The 16,408-nt window shown below is 45.6% G+C and carries 16 protein-coding genes; 5 read left to right on the top strand and 11 right to left on the bottom strand.

Annotation, left to right across the window (positions count from 1 at the left end; translation table 11 throughout):
- Positions 1-79 precede the first annotated feature (79 nt).
- Positions 80-1,192, bottom strand: a complete 1,113-nt coding sequence (locus HNR77_RS05230) for an ABC transporter substrate-binding protein (RefSeq protein WP_260410323.1) — start codon at positions 1,190-1,192, stop codon at positions 80-82.
- 215 nt (positions 1,193-1,407) lie between these two features.
- Here HNR77_RS05230 and HNR77_RS05225 point away from each other — a divergent pair, with 215 nt between their 5' ends.
- Entirely contained in the window at positions 1,408-2,220 is an 813-nt protein-coding gene (locus HNR77_RS05225) for an undecaprenyl-diphosphate phosphatase (protein ID WP_184181465.1), read from the top strand.
- A 100-nt stretch (positions 2,221-2,320) separates the two neighbouring features.
- Here HNR77_RS05225 and HNR77_RS05220 read toward each other — a convergent pair whose 3' ends face one another.
- Positions 2,321-2,989: a hypothetical protein gene (locus tag HNR77_RS05220; RefSeq protein WP_184181463.1), complete on the bottom strand. Its 669-nt coding sequence runs from the start codon at positions 2,987-2,989 to the stop codon at positions 2,321-2,323.
- Between the two features lie 404 nt (positions 2,990-3,393).
- Between HNR77_RS05220 and metE the strand changes: the two genes are divergently transcribed.
- From metE to HNR77_RS05200, 3 genes are all read left to right on the top strand, one after another.
- A complete protein-coding gene (metE, locus tag HNR77_RS05215; RefSeq protein ID WP_184181461.1) occupies positions 3,394-5,691 on the top strand; it encodes a 5-methyltetrahydropteroyltriglutamate--homocysteine S-methyltransferase in 2,298 nt (765 codons plus the stop codon).
- Positions 5,692-6,319: 628 nt separating this feature from the next.
- On the top strand, positions 6,320-6,571 hold the full coding sequence (locus HNR77_RS05205) for a (4Fe-4S)-binding protein (protein ID WP_184181457.1): 252 nt from the start codon (positions 6,320-6,322) through the stop codon (positions 6,569-6,571).
- The gene (locus HNR77_RS05200) at positions 6,564-6,845 is read left to right on the top strand and encodes a GNAT family N-acetyltransferase (RefSeq protein WP_184181456.1); all 282 of its coding nucleotides are present in this window, start codon (positions 6,564-6,566) and stop codon (positions 6,843-6,845) included. The genes HNR77_RS05205 and HNR77_RS05200 overlap by 8 nt, the downstream gene beginning before the upstream one ends.
- Positions 6,846-6,936: 91 nt before the next feature.
- On the opposite strand, the gene HNR77_RS05195 is transcribed toward HNR77_RS05200, so the two are convergent.
- The 8 genes from HNR77_RS05195 to HNR77_RS05160 form a co-directional block, all read right to left on the bottom strand.
- Positions 6,937-8,868, bottom strand: a complete 1,932-nt coding sequence (locus HNR77_RS05195; RefSeq protein WP_184181454.1) for a fructose-1,6-bisphosphatase — start codon at positions 8,866-8,868, stop codon at positions 6,937-6,939.
- Positions 8,869-9,103: 235 nt separating this feature from the next.
- On the bottom strand, positions 9,104-9,697 hold the full coding sequence (locus tag HNR77_RS05190; RefSeq protein WP_311768580.1) for a redoxin domain-containing protein: 594 nt from the start codon (positions 9,695-9,697) through the stop codon (positions 9,104-9,106).
- Between the two features lie 50 nt (positions 9,698-9,747).
- The gene (gene ccmA / locus HNR77_RS05185; protein ID WP_184181452.1) at positions 9,748-10,461 is read right to left on the bottom strand and encodes a heme ABC exporter ATP-binding protein CcmA; all 714 of its coding nucleotides are present in this window, start codon (positions 10,459-10,461) and stop codon (positions 9,748-9,750) included.
- The gene (locus tag HNR77_RS05180; protein ID WP_184181450.1) at positions 10,454-11,275 is read right to left on the bottom strand and encodes an ABC transporter permease; all 822 of its coding nucleotides are present in this window, start codon (positions 11,273-11,275) and stop codon (positions 10,454-10,456) included. The genes ccmA and HNR77_RS05180 overlap by 8 nt, the downstream gene beginning before the upstream one ends.
- Positions 11,276-11,299: 24 nt before the next feature.
- Positions 11,300-11,914 (bottom strand): nitrous oxide reductase accessory protein NosL, encoded by a 615-nt coding sequence (locus tag HNR77_RS05175; RefSeq protein WP_184181448.1) that lies wholly within the window; start codon positions 11,912-11,914, stop codon positions 11,300-11,302.
- Positions 11,911-13,365, bottom strand: a complete 1,455-nt coding sequence (locus HNR77_RS05170; protein WP_260410322.1) for a right-handed parallel beta-helix repeat-containing protein — start codon at positions 13,363-13,365, stop codon at positions 11,911-11,913. Before HNR77_RS05170 ends, HNR77_RS05175 begins: the two co-directional genes overlap by 4 nt.
- A gap of 169 nt (positions 13,366-13,534) precedes the next feature.
- Complete coding sequence (gene bshB2 / locus HNR77_RS05165) at positions 13,535-14,212, bottom strand: bacillithiol biosynthesis deacetylase BshB2 (protein ID WP_184181446.1); 678 nt, start codon at positions 14,210-14,212, stop codon at positions 13,535-13,537.
- A 20-nt stretch (positions 14,213-14,232) separates the two neighbouring features.
- A complete protein-coding gene (locus HNR77_RS05160) occupies positions 14,233-14,577 on the bottom strand; it encodes a YojF family protein (protein WP_111271225.1) in 345 nt (114 codons plus the stop codon).
- Between the two features lie 255 nt (positions 14,578-14,832).
- Between HNR77_RS05160 and HNR77_RS05155 the strand changes: the two genes are divergently transcribed.
- Positions 14,833-15,606 carry a DUF817 domain-containing protein gene (locus HNR77_RS05155; protein ID WP_184181444.1) on the top strand — a complete coding sequence of 258 codons (774 nt, stop codon included), beginning with the start codon at positions 14,833-14,835 and terminating at the stop codon, positions 15,604-15,606.
- 25 nt (positions 15,607-15,631) lie between these two features.
- Here the strand turns inward: HNR77_RS05155 and HNR77_RS05150 are convergent, their stop codons facing one another.
- Complete coding sequence (locus HNR77_RS05150; protein WP_184181442.1) at positions 15,632-16,270, bottom strand: hypothetical protein; 639 nt, start codon at positions 16,268-16,270, stop codon at positions 15,632-15,634.
- Positions 16,271-16,408: the final 138 nt, after the last annotated feature.

Raw genomic sequence — 16,408 nt, 5'->3', positions numbered from 1 at the left:
GTGCAAAAAGAGGCCCTCACTTAATGATGAGAGCCTCTTTTCTTTTTTATATCGTAAGATATCCAGTCTATCTGTAAAACTACTTGGAAGCCGAGAGCAAGCTGTCTGTAATAAATTTAAGCTGTCCTTCCAACGATACCGGATCATTATAGGTGTCCGACGATGGATCAAGCTGGAATACATGATTGGCTTTTACAGCCGGAAGGTTTTTCCATAGCGCATTTTCGTATACCTTTTTGGAATCACTTGTGTCCCCGGACCACGGGCTGGTGAAAATAATGTCCCCTGCATAATCCGGCAGCACTTCGATGGAGATGGAAGCCCAGCCAGTTCCGCTATCAATCGCTTCTGCCTGAGCCTTGGCTGGTGCCTTCAGTCCAAACTCGCCGTAAATAATCTCTCCCCCGCGTCCATAGTTATGACCGAACACATACAATCCTTTGTCATACGGATTCAGGATCGATACGGTTCGCTTGCCCACAGCAGCTTCTACCTTCGGTTTCAATTCATTAATCTGAGCTTCCCACTTGCTGATCCAGGCCTTAGCTGCATCTTCCCTGTTGGTGAGTTTGCCCAGTTCCAGCATCAAGTCTTTGTAGTTGCGCTTACCATATTCGATCTGAACCACAGGTGCAATCTGTGACAGCTTGTCGATGCCTTCCGTACCAGTGTACACAATAATCAGATCCGGCTTCAGAGCAAGAAGCTGCTCCGGCGTAGGCGGCTGATCACCTAAATCCGTTGTGCCTTGTGAAGCAAGCTGTTCCTTAATGTATTTGTTTTTCATCGAGCCTGATGCAGCTCCAACGACAGGAGCATCCAATGCTACGAAATATCCTGTGGTGAAAGCTGTCAGATCCACAATCCGCTTCGGATTTTTCGGCACTTTCACTTCACCAGCATCGGACTGGAATGAAACCATCTCATCTTCTGCACCTGCTCCCGTGTCGGTCGAACCATCTGAATTGTTACTTGTTTTGCCTGCGGCATCTGAGGATGCAGCCGTTTTCTCTGCCCCGTCTTTAGCTGTATTTGAAACAGACTGACCACACGCACTCAGGATGAGTACAAATACAAGAGCCATCATCATCCATATTGAACTTCTTTTTGTAATACGCAAAAATAACCCCACCTTTAATGTATTGGATTCAATCAAATAAATGATATTGATAATCGTTATCAACGATATCATGACTCTAGCCTTTTGACAATACTAGCTTCATATATTCATTCCGAACTTCATCTATTCCTTGCAGAAACAGGCTTCATATTCCATTTTACCCTGACAATTTCATTCCAAACTTGCCATCTAGTAAGTTAAAAGGCTATCATCATTAGAGTGGATAGAGAGATTTAACAAAGAGAATGATTCCAGAAAATGTAAAGAAATGTTTCAAGGAGGACAAGATGGATCAGATTATACTGTGGTTAAAGTACTTTCTTTTGGGCATTGTTCAAGGCGGAACGGAGCCGATCCCGGTCTCTTCCAGCGGCCATTTGATTATTGCCCAGCGGTTAATGGGGCTAAAGCAAAATGGCCTTTCATTTGAAATTTTGACAAACACCGCCTCATTAATTGCGATTGTATTTATTTTTCGGGAAGACATCATGAAGCTGATCACCGGTGGATGGGGTTACCTGCGCACCCGCAAACCGGAATATCGGGCAGACTTTATGTTTTGCTTATATATCGTGATTGGAACGATTCCAGCTGCTGTTATCGCTGTATTTTTCAAGGATACGATTGAAAACATTTTCTCATCTGTCTATACAGTTGCATTTGCCCTGTTAATTACAGGTGTGGCCCTTTGGCTTATTCGTAATCTGCGCGGTCGCAAACAGGACGGTGATTTAAAAACAAAGGACGCTGTGCTTGTTGGACTCGCACAGGCCGTTGCTCTTATTCCGGGCATCAGCCGTTCAGGAGCTACCGTTATTTCGTCCATTGCAGTCGGCATGAAACAGGAAACGGCGTTAAAGTTTTCCTTTATGCTCTACATCCCTATCAGTTTGGGCGGTGTGATTATGGGTGCTTCAGATATAGCGCATGATCCTAATCGTGCTCAGCTGGCTATTCCTTACCTGATTGCGTTTATCACCACGCTGGTCGTTACCTATTTCTCGATGAGATGGTTTATGGGCATTATGGCTCGTGGCAATCTGAAGTATTTTTCATACTACTGCTTTGCGGCAGGAACATTGTTGCTTATCTTTTTGTAAAAAGATTCTCTATGCACGGCAAGGGACAACCACAGCGGTTGTCCCTTTTCTGCTGCTTTACTTCAACGATCCGTAAGAGACTGCGTCTCGAATTTGGGAGCTAGCATTTGGCATATTGCAGAATCGCTGCTGCCGCTTGTACTCGAAGCTGTTCGTTCTCACTTTGCAAAGCACATTTAAGAACCTCCAGTGCTGCATTGATTGTTGTTTGCTCAACTCTCGCTGGTATATTACCTGTTAACGTGTTGATTGCTGCAAGTTCTGTCGTTTCGGTTAATGCTGTGCCCGCTGCCCCCTCCGTTCCCCTAAGGGCCTGTTCCAGCTTAGCCTGCGTTACGGGCAACATAAATTGAGCAATAAATTTGGGCTCGCTCAGCAATTTCTGCATATGTTCATTGATCTCCTCAAGCGGTACTCGCCCAAGCCAGGTTACGCCCCTTCGGTGGCAGATCAAATCGTCACTTGTGCCAATCGAGTCGTCATAATAATAATCGCCGAGGTCTCCGACATACATCCAATCCTCATCCTTCATCACGACATAATCACTGTCTTCCATCAGGTTGACAAAGGTATGTACCGTCTCAACCGCATCGTTCAATTCTCCGCCAATAAGGCTATAACGCCGTTCCAGCTGTTCGACAATGCTATCCATTGCCACCTGCTCAAGATCACCAAGCGCTGACCACGGAATGCCCACATAATGATCTTTCAGATAACTTTTTACTTTATTTACACCATCTACAGCGGACTGAATATAAAACAAATTCATGAATGCATCCATCCCTTCTATCATGCCATAAACCTATATAAGTTGAATTATTCTTAATTTACACGTGAACGGAGAAGACAGAAAAAACCTGAAAAAGCAAAGCGGTCGCCTAAAAGCTTTCTGAAAGAAAGCTGCTTCGGAAGCATACGCTTATCACCGGATTTTCCCTTTAAGAAAGGGAATCAAAAAAATCTGGGGATAACAGCGATTGGAAGGTTATTCTGTTATCGGAGTGGATTGTGTAAATTCTTAGGTCAATTATATAGTTAACCATCGGAACATCATCATGTCCACTTTCTCCGATATAGCCACAAGCTATAGCTGGATATAATTTAATGGAATTACTTAATAGCCATGCTTATATGATACCTTACTGTTAACACATTGCAGAGGGGTTATGACAAATGACAAAAAGCAGCGTATTGGGGTATCCACGAATCGGAGCCGATCGGGAATGGAAAAAGGCACTTGAAGCATTCTGGTCAGGAAAATTGGAAGAAAATGAGCTTCACACGAGATTACAAGAGATTCGTTTGAATCATTTAAGCAAACAGCAAGCCAAAGGCATCGATCTGATTCCAGTGAACGACTTCAGTTATTATGATCATATTCTGGATACAGCCGTGATGTTTGGTATTGTGCCAAAACGCTTCGCTTATACCGGAGGTGCTGTGCCTCTCTCCGTCTATTACGGCATCGCCCGTGGAACGAAAGATGCCGCAGCCAGTGAAATGACCAAATGGTTCAACACGAACTATCACTATATTGTACCTGAGCTTCATGATGCTTCTCCTTTTCTGACCGAGAACAAGCCGCTGATTGCATACCTTGAAGCGAAAGAAAAGTTAGGTATTGAAGGTAAGCCAGTCATCGTTGGACCGCTGACCTTCCTGAAGCTTTCCAAAGGCTATGATGCAGCCGAAACCGATGCTTGGCTGGATCAGCTGCTTCCTCTTTACACCCAGGTATTACAGGAACTTGCGGACGCTGGTGTACAGTGGGTGCAGATTGATGAGCCCGTTCTCGTGACAAAATTGAATGACGGTGATGTACAGCGCTTGAACAAAATCTATGCTGCTTTTGCATCCGCCGTTCCGAACTTGAACATCCTGCTGCAAACGTACTTCGAATCCGTCGAAAACTATAACGAAATCATTCAATTGCCAGTACAAGGCATCGGTCTCGACTTTGTACACGGACTTGAAGGCAACTTGCAATCCATTCAAACGAGCGGTTTTCCAGCAGACAAAGTGCTTGGCGCAGGCATCATTGATGGACGCGGCATCTGGAAAGCATCCCTTCAGGACAAGCTGACATTGCTGGGCACCCTTACCTCACTGGTTACACCTGAAAGGTTAATTGTACAGTCCTCTTCCAGCTTGCTGCATGTGCCTGTGACAACAGCAAAAGAAACAAAGCTTGCTGCTGAACTTAAAGAGGCACTCGCATTTGCGGATGAAAAGCTGGATGAGATCGTTATTTTGACCCAAGCACTCAAGCTTACCGATGCAGACATCACCGCTAAAATAAATGAAGCTGAGCTGAAGCTGCAAGCATTGCAGCGCTCAGGAGATCGTAATCGCAAGGCAGTACAGGATGCTGTGGCTTCCATCCGTGTGCAGCAGCCTAATCGTTCACATCCGTTTGAAAAACGTCATCTTGCACAGCAGGAAAAATGGCAGTTGCCCTTGTTCCCGACAACAACAATTGGCAGCTTCCCGCAATCAACGGAGGTCAGAAAGGCTCGCCAGCAATGGCGCAAAAACGAACTCAGCAATGAACAGTACAGTGCCTTTATCCGTGATCAGATTGACAACTGGATTAGCATTCAAGAAGAAATCGGCATTGATGTGCTGGTACACGGTGAATTTGAGCGCACCGACATGGTTGAATTTTTCGGAGAGAAGCTTGCCGGGTTTGCCTTCACCCAATACGGCTGGGTACAGTCCTACGGTTCTCGCTGTGTGAAACCACCGATTATTTATGGTGATGTTGAATTTACGAATGAGATGACCGTTGAAGAGACGAAATATGCTCAGTCGAAAACAGATCGCCCTGTCAAAGGCATGCTGACTGGCCCGATCACCATCATGAACTGGTCCTTTGTCCGGGAGGATATTGAACGGGAAACGATCGCCTATCAATTGGCATATGCACTCAGACAAGAGGTTGAGGCTCTTGAAAAAGCAGGCATCGGCATGATCCAGGTGGATGAGCCTGCCGTTCGTGAGGGCTTGCCGCTCAAGCAAGATCAACAAGCCAATTATCTGGATTGGGCAGTCAAAGCATTCCGCATTACGACATGTACTGTACAACAAACAACCCAGATTCATACCCATATGTGCTATTGCGAATTCCATGATATGATCGACTCTATTGAAGCGATGGATGCCGATGTCATCTCCATTGAAACATCGCGCAGTCATGGCGAGCTGATTCATAGCTTTGAAGAGAATACGTATGAGCTCGGTATTGGACTTGGCGTATACGACATTCATAGCCCGCGTGTACCAAGCGTCGAAGAAATGAGTAACATGATTGAACGTGCTTTGCGTGTGCTCGATCCGAAGCTGTTCTGGATCAATCCGGATTGCGGTCTGAAAACCCGAGGACAGGAAGAAACCGTGGCTTCTCTGAAAAACATGGTGGATGCTACCCGGATTGCACGGGCGAAGTACAATGCTACTCCTGTTTTGAACTAGATAAACTGAACAGCTGATGATTTATACAGAGGTTTCACCAACAGAATAACCTGTAGAGTAACTGTTATGCGCTAAACAAAAACACTTAAAAAGCCGGAATCCTGCATGATACAGGATTCCGGCTTTTTAAAGATATGCACGTTTAAAATCAATATTGTAATCTTTAATGACTCCAACTACAGTATCATAGAGCATAAAATTCCTGTAAAAACAACTTTCCAGTTGTCATTGCAACCATGGTTTAGTTTGTTTTCTTTTAGCTAGGGAGTTATCAAGTAACGCTGTTACAACCCCAATCACAAGAGCAAGCGCACCAATCCATGGAATATAGTTCAACAAGTTGCTGTTGACAGCAATACCCCCGATTCCAGCACCGGCAGCCATTCCAACTTGTCCGATCGCACTATGCAAACTAAGTACAATGCCTGAAGCAGCGGGAGCAAGAGCAGAGCTTCTCCAGGGTTCAGCAGACCAGACATCAACGTATTAGGTATTTCGTCTCGTTGACTAATCCATGATTCCTCATTATAATTCGGACATCGAGAGCCTGGCAGACATGAACCATGAATGCATGGGAGAGCGATCTGTATACAAACTCAAACTCTATAGTGAAAGATGTGAAGAGATTATGATTAAGGAGAAGTTGTATTACGGTAAAGATATCGAGGTCATGTTTAATTCGGATGTATGCATTCATTCCGGTATCTGCGTAAAGGGCCTCCCTGCTGTTTTTGATTTGAGCAAGCGTCCTTGGGTTGATCCCGATGGTGACACTTCGGAGGCTATTGCCCGGCATATTGACACATGTCCAAGCGGAGCATTGACGTATAAACTTCTGAACGATGAAGTCTCAACGAAGAAAGAGGATGAACATGCATAATGTAGAACATGAAGCTGCCAATAAAAGATTTATTATTCAAGATAACGGCGACATTGCTGCGGTGATGACGTATGTAATCTCAAGTCCAGAGCTGTACATTATTGATCACACATTGGTCGAAAATGCATACCGGGGACAAGGGCTTGGTGATCAGCTTATCAAAGCTATGGTGGAATACGCGCGGGAAAACGGTATTAAGATTTTACCTTTATGTCCCTTTGCCAAGGGTCGTTTCGAGCGTATCTCTGAATATGCGGATGTTCTCCATCAATAATACTATATTTGTAGTTGATTTTTATAAGTGCAGAAAAAAAGTACAAAAAGCCCCCTCGCATGGGAACTTTTTGTACTTTTATCATTTTCTCTCATTTCATGTAGCGATAGTCTAGCAGATCCTTCAAGTTTGAGATTTTCTGTAGCAGCTTCTCCCCGACATTGGTTTCCTTCACCAGTTTCCGTTCCAGCTCTTTATCCACCAGTCTTTTTACAGACAATACGTCAGTTCCGTTGCATAACACATCTTCTTTTGAATTGAATTTTTGATGGGCGACGAGCTGCATGCCAAAAGAATTGTAAAGCAAGGTATATCCTGCAATGCCTGTTGTAGATTGATAGGCTTTGGAAAAACCGCCGTCAATCACGATCATTTTTCCGTTTGCTTTAACAGGGCTCTCTCCACTGATTTCTTTGACTGGCGTGTGGCCGTTAATGACATGTCCATGATCCGGATTCAAATCAAACTCCTGCAAGATTCTTCGACAGATCTCTTCATTTTCACGTAAATGGTAATAAGGATTTTTTTTCTCCTTATGTGCTTCTTTTTCTTGAATAAAATAACGCTCAAAAGTGGTCATTTCTCTCTTGCCAAAGAGTGAAGAACATTCTCCTGTCCAGATGTACCATACCATATCCGTCGCCAGATCTTCAGTCTCTTCCGGATGGGCAAAGGCGTAACGTAAATAATCCTCAAAAACATCAAGCAATTGACGGCCCGCATATGTCTTGTCTTCAATCTGCATTTCTTCCATATTTCCTTCTTCATCCATAGGAATACAGCCGTGGATTAACAAATTCCCGTTGTATTTTAAATAAAGGCTTCCCTTTTTCATGAGGAAATTCATATGTCTGGCCAGCTTTTCGGAATGCTGAACGGAGAACAGCAGTTTCTCCATCACTTGACGTTCTTCCTCCAGCAATTGTTCAGGCTTTTGCGGATTTACGGTTGTAAAACAGGTGTTTTCCAGCTGGTACGTTTTTCCGCAGATCGTGATTTCATTTTTGTCGTAATCAATCTGCTCCAGCAAAAGTCTTTCAGACATATTAAAGTATGGGCGTCTCTTGATAATCGGGCTTTCAAGTTTAAACTGGATCATGGCAATGGCTTGGTGAATTTTGGTGATCTGCAGAATTTCCTGCTCTGATACATTATGGCCAGCCTGCAGCTTAGGTCTGAAGGGCAGATTGTCTTCATAGTATTTCTCCGCCAAGTTTAGCAGTGGGCGCAGATTGATTCCGTATACATCTTCTATGATGTCCAGATTGTCGTATCTGGCGCAGATCCGGATAATATTCGCAAGGCAGACCAGAGAACCCGCGTAAGCACCGATCCAGAGGACATCATGATTCCCCCACTGAATGTCTACAGAATGGTAATTGATGAGCGTATCCATAATTTTATCGGGGTCCGGACCCCGGTCATAAATATCTCCAACCACATGAAGATGGTCAACCACCAGGCGCTGGGTCGTATAAGCAAGGCCAATAATGAGCTTGTCCGCTTGGCCCAGGGATATAATTTGCCGATATATTTCCTCATAATAAGGATCCTTATTGTTGGTCGAATCCGTCTTGTACAGAAGCTCCTCTACAATATATACATACTGCTCCGGCAGAGCTTTACGCAATTTCGAGCGCGTATACTTGGAAGAGGCATAAGAAATAAGCTTAAGCATGTGTTCAATCGTTTGTCTATACCACTGGTCTAGAGCCGGTTTATTGCTCAGTTCCCCTATAACCAGCTGTATTTTTTCTTCCGGATAATAAACCAACGCTGCAAAATCATTGATTTCCTGATCCGTCCATACCTCCCGGAATAATTCCTTGATTTTTTCTTTGACGGTACCCGAACCGTTTCGTAGTACATGCTGAAAAGCCTGGAACTCCCCATGCAAATCACTGACAAAATGCTCGGTTCCCTTTGGGAGATTGGAGATCGCTTCAAGGTTGATGATCTCTGTGATGATTTTTTCTTCGGTATCATATTTCTGGGCCAATAAATCTAGAAACTGCTCATCCAAAACAGATGTCCCCCTTCAAAGAAGTTATGTGGTATTGATTTTATAGTAAGTTTCCAAGGGACTTTTACTTATATGAAGATTATCAGCATTGTCCTCCCTAATCATACTCCAGTTCATCATACATGAACAAATTTCTGTATTTAACTATGAAACAAGAAAAGGCAACGATATCTAATCGTTGCCCTTTCTACCGCCCATTTGAGCCCTATTTATGCGTTTGACCAATCGTCAACATTCACATACTTTCCTCCAGCCATTGTTGCAAAGGAGTATCCTCCGTCAGTTCACCAAGCAAAATATGTTTGAATTGCCCGGCTTGGTCAATAACCATCGTGGCCGGAAGACCCGTAATACGATAGAGACTGGATACCTTGCCTGTCGCATCAATGATCACCGGAAAGTCAAATTGATGGCTTTTCATAAACTCGTTAATAGTGCCTTTGCTCTCCCCCACGTTGATAAACAGTGTCTCTACGTTGCTGCTATGCTGCTGCGCCAGCTCATGCACCAGCGGCATTTCTCTAACACATGGCGTGCACCAGGACGCCCAGAAGTTAAGCATCACGGCTTTGCCCCGGTAATCAGACAACTGGACTTGCTCCCCTTTGGAGTTTACCGCTTCAAAATCGGGTGCTTCTGCTCCTGCACGAATAGGAGTGCTGCTTTTGGATTCGGCATTCAATAGATTGGTCACTATAGCCCATATGCCAACACCTAGCGCCACCATTGCAATCAACATGGTAACGGTACGCCTTATTTTTCGTCCGGGCTTATTCTCCTGCGCTTGATCTGGCACTGTATTCACCTTCACTTCACACTTATCATTCACCTTTAGTTCACACTCATCTTCGTCTTTACTTCACACTCACCTTCATCATCTCACTTCAAGCCCAAGCTATGATGAAACGCTGCATGAAGCGAGCCATATTGCTCTCGAATAGCTGTCGTCGAGCCTTCCCCAACATTTCGTCCCTGATTCATAAACAGCACTTGATCCGCTATATCATTCGCAACTTCGAGCTGGTGAGTAGAAAAAACGACCATATGCCCCTCTTGTTTGATCTCACTGAGCAGATGTACAAACTCCTGCATCCAGAACGGATCAAGTCCGTTCGTAGGCTCGTCCATAATTAGCAGTGCAGGCTTGGCAAGCATAGCCTGAGCGAACAAGATCCGCTGCCGCATCCCTTTAGAGAACGTGGTGACTCGTTTATGCTTCTGACTGTCCAGACCCACCATCTCCAATACTTCCTGTACTCGCTGCTTCGGAAGCTTGCGCAGAGATGCCCAGAACAATAAAGCCTCCTCCGCTGTGAGCCCTTGGCTGAATTGATAGTCATCCGGCATATATCCGATCTGATGGGCATACCGTTTGCGATCCTGTGCCCAGCGTAAAGAATTCACCGTGATTTCTCCAGAGGTCGGCCGTAAAATACCCGCTAACATTCGCAGCAGCGTACTCTTCCCCGCACCGTTTCCACCACATACTGCGAGTACATGACCCGTTTCCAGCTCAAAAGATATCTTATCCACAATGAGTTGATTTTTAATACGTTTACTTAGCTCACACACTTTAACTTGCGGTTCATGCATACGAGCGCCCCCTTTCCCAAATCGTGTATACAATGAGAATGGAGCAGAGCACCCATAACAAGCAGATTCCGATAAATATTGCACTTCCGCCTGGCTGCTGGACCCATGTCACCCATTGATAATATTCAGGTCCCAGGATGGAGCCGCCGCCGAGCTTGATTACAATATACAGTCTCACCAGCTCAGCCGGGTTAAGAAAGGTCAGCAGCACCAGAAGTGGCTTGATCCAGAGATATGGCATCAATCCCAATACGGCAAGTAACAATGCCGGCCAGCCGATAACGGCAAAGAACCAGATCGACACGGATATCGTCAAGGCCTGCCAGCGGTTACGTGACAATGATCCAATCAAGAGCGCAATCCCGAGAAACAACAGAACAAGTCCGCAGGAAAATGCAAGAAACAGCCCATATGTCAGCAGATCGATCGGATTGCCAAGCAGCCAGCTAATGACTCCCATCAGCCCATATCCAAAGGCAACAATCGTCAATAACACCGCAGCCAGCCCAATATATTTGCCTGTAATGAAAGACAAGGTGCTTATAGGATACGTGGATAACAGCTGCCAGCTTCCGTCCTCCTTTTCAGCAGTCAACGAGAAGGAGCCCAGAAACAGTGTCATCAAGGGTAAGAGATACAGAATCAGATTCAGCATCGAACCTGTCGTGCTGGAGTATCCCTGCACCGGATTCTGCGCATTTAGCAGTAACAAACTTAAGCTGAATGTACAAAAGAGGACCAGAAACGAGTACGCCCAGGGATTGCGAAATCCTGTTTTCAACTCTCTTCTGGCGATCTGTATCATGTCAGACATTACATTCACCATTCCTTATCAGCATCAGTGATGACCCGAGTTCTCTTTCGATTGGCCCTCTTGATGGTCGCCTTCACTCATGTCATGATCCGAGCCTTGATCCATATCATGATTCATTCCGTCCCCGTCATGGCTGTGTCCATGCCCATCGCCTTCCATGTTCATGTTATCCATATTTTGAGTCCAGTCATGGGTGGCCAGTTCATCTGCTGTCATAATTGTGCCTACACCCTGCTCCGCTACAAACGCTTCGGCTGAAGCTTTGTCCTTGAAGTTCAACACACCATAAGCCATCGGTGTCTTCAGGGAAGCATCATACACATACGTCGCTTTGCTGAATTCAATCCATTCTTTGTCATTGTAATCCCGAACATAATCCATGCCGATATTGTCCGTGCCGTTTTGTTTCTTCCATTCATTCATGCAGCCGATATCATCAAATTTGTAGTTTTTGCCGTCCTTTGTTGTGAGTTGTGTAGCAAATGCATCATCCTTCACCTGCATATTGCAGATTGCACAGATGTCTACGTCCTCGTTAATCGGTACAGCCGCATATTTCTGTCCGCAAGCCGTTAACATCACTGTGCCCAGAAGCAGCACCATCGCCAGCATCCATCTTTGTATCAATCTTCTATTCATTTTCTCCATACCCCCATATAGATCATCGTACCTGCAGATAAACCGACCAGAAGCAAACCAAGCAGCCCCACTAACCCTGATCGGGTGTGCCCATCAGCTGCAGCTGCTCCTGTATGTTCTTCTCCGATTCGAATCTGCGGTGTTTCGTCGGTTGTCCAGCTGCCCTTGCCTTCCGAATGCAAATCACTCAGAAACACCATGCCAGGTGATTGAAAGAAAAGCTGATATGCAGCATTCCGGCTAATCAGCTGCTCATAGAACGGATTGATCGCATAAGACAGCTCGCTCATTCCATCCTGATTCACGTCAAGTCCCTGAAAGGAATCCCAATAATTACCCTTCATCTTGTTGGCTTTACTGTCCATCGCAGATGCATCAATCACGTTGGAAACAAACCGATTTTGCGTGAACGTATTGCCCTCTGCCAGCACCATCTGGATTCCCACAAAATTGCGCGTAACGTCGTTATCCCGAATTTCGTTATTCGACGATTCCGCAATATTCATGCCAACACGGTTCCCCTCAACCGTATTGCTGGTAATTTCGGACTGGTGTACGTCATAGAGCAAAATGCCTTGAGAATGCACATTTGTGCTTTGTTTGCGGAACGTGTTACCTGTGACAATCGTATTTTTCACACCCATGATCATGCCGCCCGTCATGTTCTCTTCTCCCGTATTGTTCAGCACAGAGGAACCGTCGATATACATGCAGTGAATGCCATACCTTGTTCGAAGTAACCGATTATCCTGTACCCGTGCGTTCCGACTGTTCTCCAGGTAGATTCCGTCGAGCACGCCTTGAATGTGGTTCCCCTCAATCCGGCTGTTATCCGAATTCAGGAGATCGATACCGTTCCCTTTTTGCGTGCTGGAGGCTGTGCTTGCCCCTGCCCATTCAATCGTGTTGTGACGCAGCACCGCTGAAGCAGCATCACGCAGGAGCAAGCCAGCACCTTCCGTGTGAATGGTAAGCTCACTGATTTCATTATTGCTGCCCGTTATGTGCACAGCAGCAGTCGGCTGTCCTCCATGATGTTCCATAGTAAAACCACGAAGCTTCACATCGTCTGCCTGAATGAATATTGCCGCTTTATCCTGCTCGTTAATAATCGTTACAGCAGCATCACCAATCAGAGAAAGTGGTTTTTCAATAACTGCCGGACCCGAATAAATGCCCGCTTGTAACTGGATCACAGCACCTGGGGCCGCATTATCGATGATGGGCTGAAGCGGAATCCGTTCCCGGTTGACCTCCGCTGCCCTGGCTGCTTGCAGCGGGAGCAGCAGTATAAGGAACAGGGCAGTCGTCATCATGAAACCAACTTTAAGAGAAGGCAGCCAGCCCGGCCCGAATCGTTTGTTTGCATTACTTTGATCGTTCATATTCAGGATGTGTATGCCCCCGTTCCCTCTGCTTTTTCCCTCCATTGCATCGCCGCTTCCCTCCATTCTTTCATGATTCCTTGTACAGTTAAGCGTTATCACAGTCCTCTACACAGTGTATCGAAAATGTATCATTTCCCATATAGCTCCATCAGGCTATAGGCTTGTTCGTTTTGTGTCCAAATTGTGATGGAAACGAAAAAAAGCCGCCACATAGGCGACTTTGAAACATGAATTATTCAAATGTATAGGTCCAGAACCGCTCGCGTCCGAAACGTGCCTGAAGCTCCTCATCATTCAGCTTGCGGTTGCCCATTAGCTCGGCGGCCTGGAACTGAGAGCGGTGGGCACGAATGGAAGCCAGCTTTTGCTCCAAAAACCCGCTGACATCTACAGTCACATCCGGTTTGCCAATATGCTGCTCGTGATTGTTGGAGAAGGCTACGCATTGCACGACAGGACGCTCGTCTGCTGGAAGACGGCTTATCGTTCTGACCACTGCGGCTCCCGTTGCATCATGATCAGGGTGTACGCTGTATCCCGGATAAAAAGTAAAGACCAGAGTGGGCTTGATTTCCTCAAGCAGGGCCATAATGCTGCCATCCAGCAGCTGCGGGTCCTCAAACTCTACCATTTTATCGTGGAAACCAAGCATCCTCAGATCCTGAATCCCGATGGCGCTTGCTGCTTCAATAAGCTCGTTTTTACGAATGGAAGGCAGCGTTAAACGGTTGGCAAAAGGCGGAATCCCCATGTTACGTCCCATCTCGCCCAAGGTCAGGCAAGCATATGTAACCTGTGCTCCACGATCAATGTATTTGGCTAATGTGCCCGATACCGAGAATGCTTCGTCGTCTGGATGGGGATAAACCACCAGGATGCGTTGGTGCTCATCTTGTGCATTCTTTGTCATATGTTGTTCCTCCGCTCCCATTAGAACTTCTCCCGGCTCAGCTGTAAAGCTACAACCAGTTTGCCTTGGCTGTCATGGCCGGCCATAATCAATTTTTCTTGTTCCTGCTCATCAATATGTGTAAGTCCTTCAGCATAAACCCAGCCATCTGTCGTCTTCAAACCGACACGGTAAGGTCCCTCACCTGAAATAGAGCCTTGTGTATATCGAATGGCCGCATTGGTAATAAAAGCTGAAGCTGGATGCCGTGAACTATCGTAATGTTGAGCGTAAGCGCCCGTTGTCATTTCAAGATGCATATATACATCCTGATTAACAAGGCGATCGAGCCGAAGCTGGATATCTTGTGGTTGTATCAGTTGCATGACGGCCTCCCTGTTTCATGTAAAGTGTGAACTCTATTTTATCATATGCAACAAGGAATATACATTCAAAGCTGGCTTGCAGCATAAAATGAGGTGGTCTGCCTCAGATGTATTCACTAAAACAGGAACATTCTTCTGTTTATTTTTCTATTTTTCATTGGTCGCCTGATCGATTACATTAGATATAACACAAAATTTCTGAAACTCATCAGAATTCAGCATTGCCGATTCATTGTTTTAAAAGGGGCTGCTTCCATGAAATCTTTTATTCAGTTATTACATTTTGGCTATCATCAGGCCATGAGCTGCATTTTTCCTGTAGCCATTTTTGGAACACTTGCGTTGTCCAGTGTCATTCCGTTTCCTTATATTCATCGGTATGATGCAATCCTGCTCATTCTGCTTGCTGTACAATATTTGATGTTTCGCAGCGGGCTGGAAACCTGGGACGAGATCAAGGTCATCTGTGTGTTTCACCTGATTGGTCTTCTTCTCGAAATCTACAAAGTACATATGGGATCATGGTCATACCCTGAACCTGCGTATAGTAAAATTTTCGGCGTTCCGCTCTATAGCGGATTTATGTATGCCAGCGTGGCCAGCTTTATGTGTCAAATCTGGCGAAGACTGCGGATGGATATGACTGGCTGGCCTGGTCTGCTACCCTCTGCACTGCTCGGCGGAGCCATCTATCTCAATTTTTTCACTCATCACTTTATTCCTGACTTTCGCTGGTGGCTCACGGCTCTTGTATTTGTGGTCTTCTGGAAAACGTGGATCATCTACCGGGTACGATCCGTTACTTATCGAATGCCGTTGTCCCTTGCGTTTATCATTGTCGGATTTTTTATCTGGCTGGCCGAAAATATCTCTACTTTTCTAGGGGCCTGGAAATATCCAGATCAGCATGAAAGCTGGCAGCTGGTCAGCTTCAGCAAGATCAGCTCCTGGTTTCTGCTCGTGATTATCAGCGTAATCATCGTTGCACAGCTTAAATATGTGAAAGCGAAAAGGACGTTGCAATCCTAAGGGAGAGTTGGCCTGCGGATCACTATCACATGGAAGAAATTCGTTTTCCGAACGTCAGTGATCCGCTATCATTTGTCATCTCCACCTGCTTCTCGCCGACCTGTTTCCCTGCTTCATCGTATACTTGGATCGTATATGCGGCATGGTCTGACACAGGCAGCATGGCAAACCAGATCAGCTTGTCTATACCTGCTTGGACGACCCTCGCTTCCGTACTAAACCCAGCGTCTTCACCATGAGGCTTCGATTCAGCAGTAACACGGACTACTCCCGAATGCTCTATCGTACCAAACACCATTGGGAATGGTGTCTCCAAGCCCTCCAGCCTTGGCATATTCATATAATGTAACGTATATTCAGACGGGTCAATCTGGCTGGTACCATAACCGCCGCCCCATACCCATTTCCATCCAAACAGGCTTTTACGCACATACTCCAGCTGCAGATTACTGGATGCCCCACTGTTCGTTCTTTCTGTAAACAAGATCATACCACCGTCAGCGGGTTCCTGATGAACAACACGGACATGATGAGATGAACTTCTGAATTGTTCAACGGCATCCTCAGGTGTGCTGCCGATCGGAATCGACATAGTTTCGTCTAGCCCCATGGCTTTGGACATGGTCTGGTCAGCCAGACCACCAGGTCTTTCTTTTATATACATATATGTATAGACCATTATCAAAGAGAGCGTTAAAAATGCAACCGTTACGATTATAATCTTAAAATTTCTCTTCCCTTTACTCATGTTCAAGCCTCCTTCTTAAGAATAGATAAATTAACAATATAACACACAAACAAA

It is taken from the genome of Paenibacillus sp. JGP012 (genome assembly GCF_014203995.1).
GTDB classification, from domain to species: domain Bacteria; phylum Bacillota; class Bacilli; order Paenibacillales; family Paenibacillaceae; genus Paenibacillus; species Paenibacillus silvae.
The sequence above is the reverse complement of the archived record's forward strand: the minus strand, read 5'-3'. Positions and strand labels throughout refer to the sequence as shown.

Bases quoted from the DNA above. Each gene is read 5' to 3' on its own strand.
- HNR77_RS05230 (WP_260410323.1), bottom strand. From the start codon at position 1,192: ATGATATCGTTGATAACGATTATCAATATCATTTATTTGATTGAATCC.
- HNR77_RS05225 (WP_184181465.1), top strand. From the start codon at position 1,408: ATGGATCAGATTATACTGTGGTTAAAGTACTTTCTTTTGGGCATTGTT.
- HNR77_RS05220 (WP_184181463.1), bottom strand. From the start codon at position 2,989: ATGAATTTGTTTTATATTCAGTCCGCTGTAGATGGTGTAAATAAAGTA.
- metE (WP_184181461.1), top strand. From the start codon at position 3,394: ATGACAAAAAGCAGCGTATTGGGGTATCCACGAATCGGAGCCGATCGG.
- HNR77_RS05205 (WP_184181457.1), top strand. From the start codon at position 6,320: ATGATTAAGGAGAAGTTGTATTACGGTAAAGATATCGAGGTCATGTTT.
- HNR77_RS05200 (WP_184181456.1), top strand. From the start codon at position 6,564: ATGCATAATGTAGAACATGAAGCTGCCAATAAAAGATTTATTATTCAA.
- ccmA (WP_184181452.1), bottom strand. From the start codon at position 10,461: ATGCATGAACCGCAAGTTAAAGTGTGTGAGCTAAGTAAACGTATTAAA.
- HNR77_RS05180 (WP_184181450.1), bottom strand. From the start codon at position 11,275: ATGTCTGACATGATACAGATCGCCAGAAGAGAGTTGAAAACAGGATTT.
- HNR77_RS05175 (WP_184181448.1), bottom strand. From the start codon at position 11,914: ATGAATAGAAGATTGATACAAAGATGGATGCTGGCGATGGTGCTGCTT.
- HNR77_RS05170 (WP_260410322.1), bottom strand. From the start codon at position 13,365: ATGGAGGGAAGCGGCGATGCAATGGAGGGAAAAAGCAGAGGGAACGGG.
- bshB2 (WP_184181446.1), bottom strand. From the start codon at position 14,212: ATGACAAAGAATGCACAAGATGAGCACCAACGCATCCTGGTGGTTTAT.
- HNR77_RS05160 (WP_111271225.1), bottom strand. From the start codon at position 14,577: ATGCAACTGATACAACCACAAGATATCCAGCTTCGGCTCGATCGCCTT.
- HNR77_RS05155 (WP_184181444.1), top strand. From the start codon at position 14,833: ATGAAATCTTTTATTCAGTTATTACATTTTGGCTATCATCAGGCCATG.
- HNR77_RS05150 (WP_184181442.1), bottom strand. From the start codon at position 16,270: ATGTATATAAAAGAAAGACCTGGTGGTCTGGCTGACCAGACCATGTCC.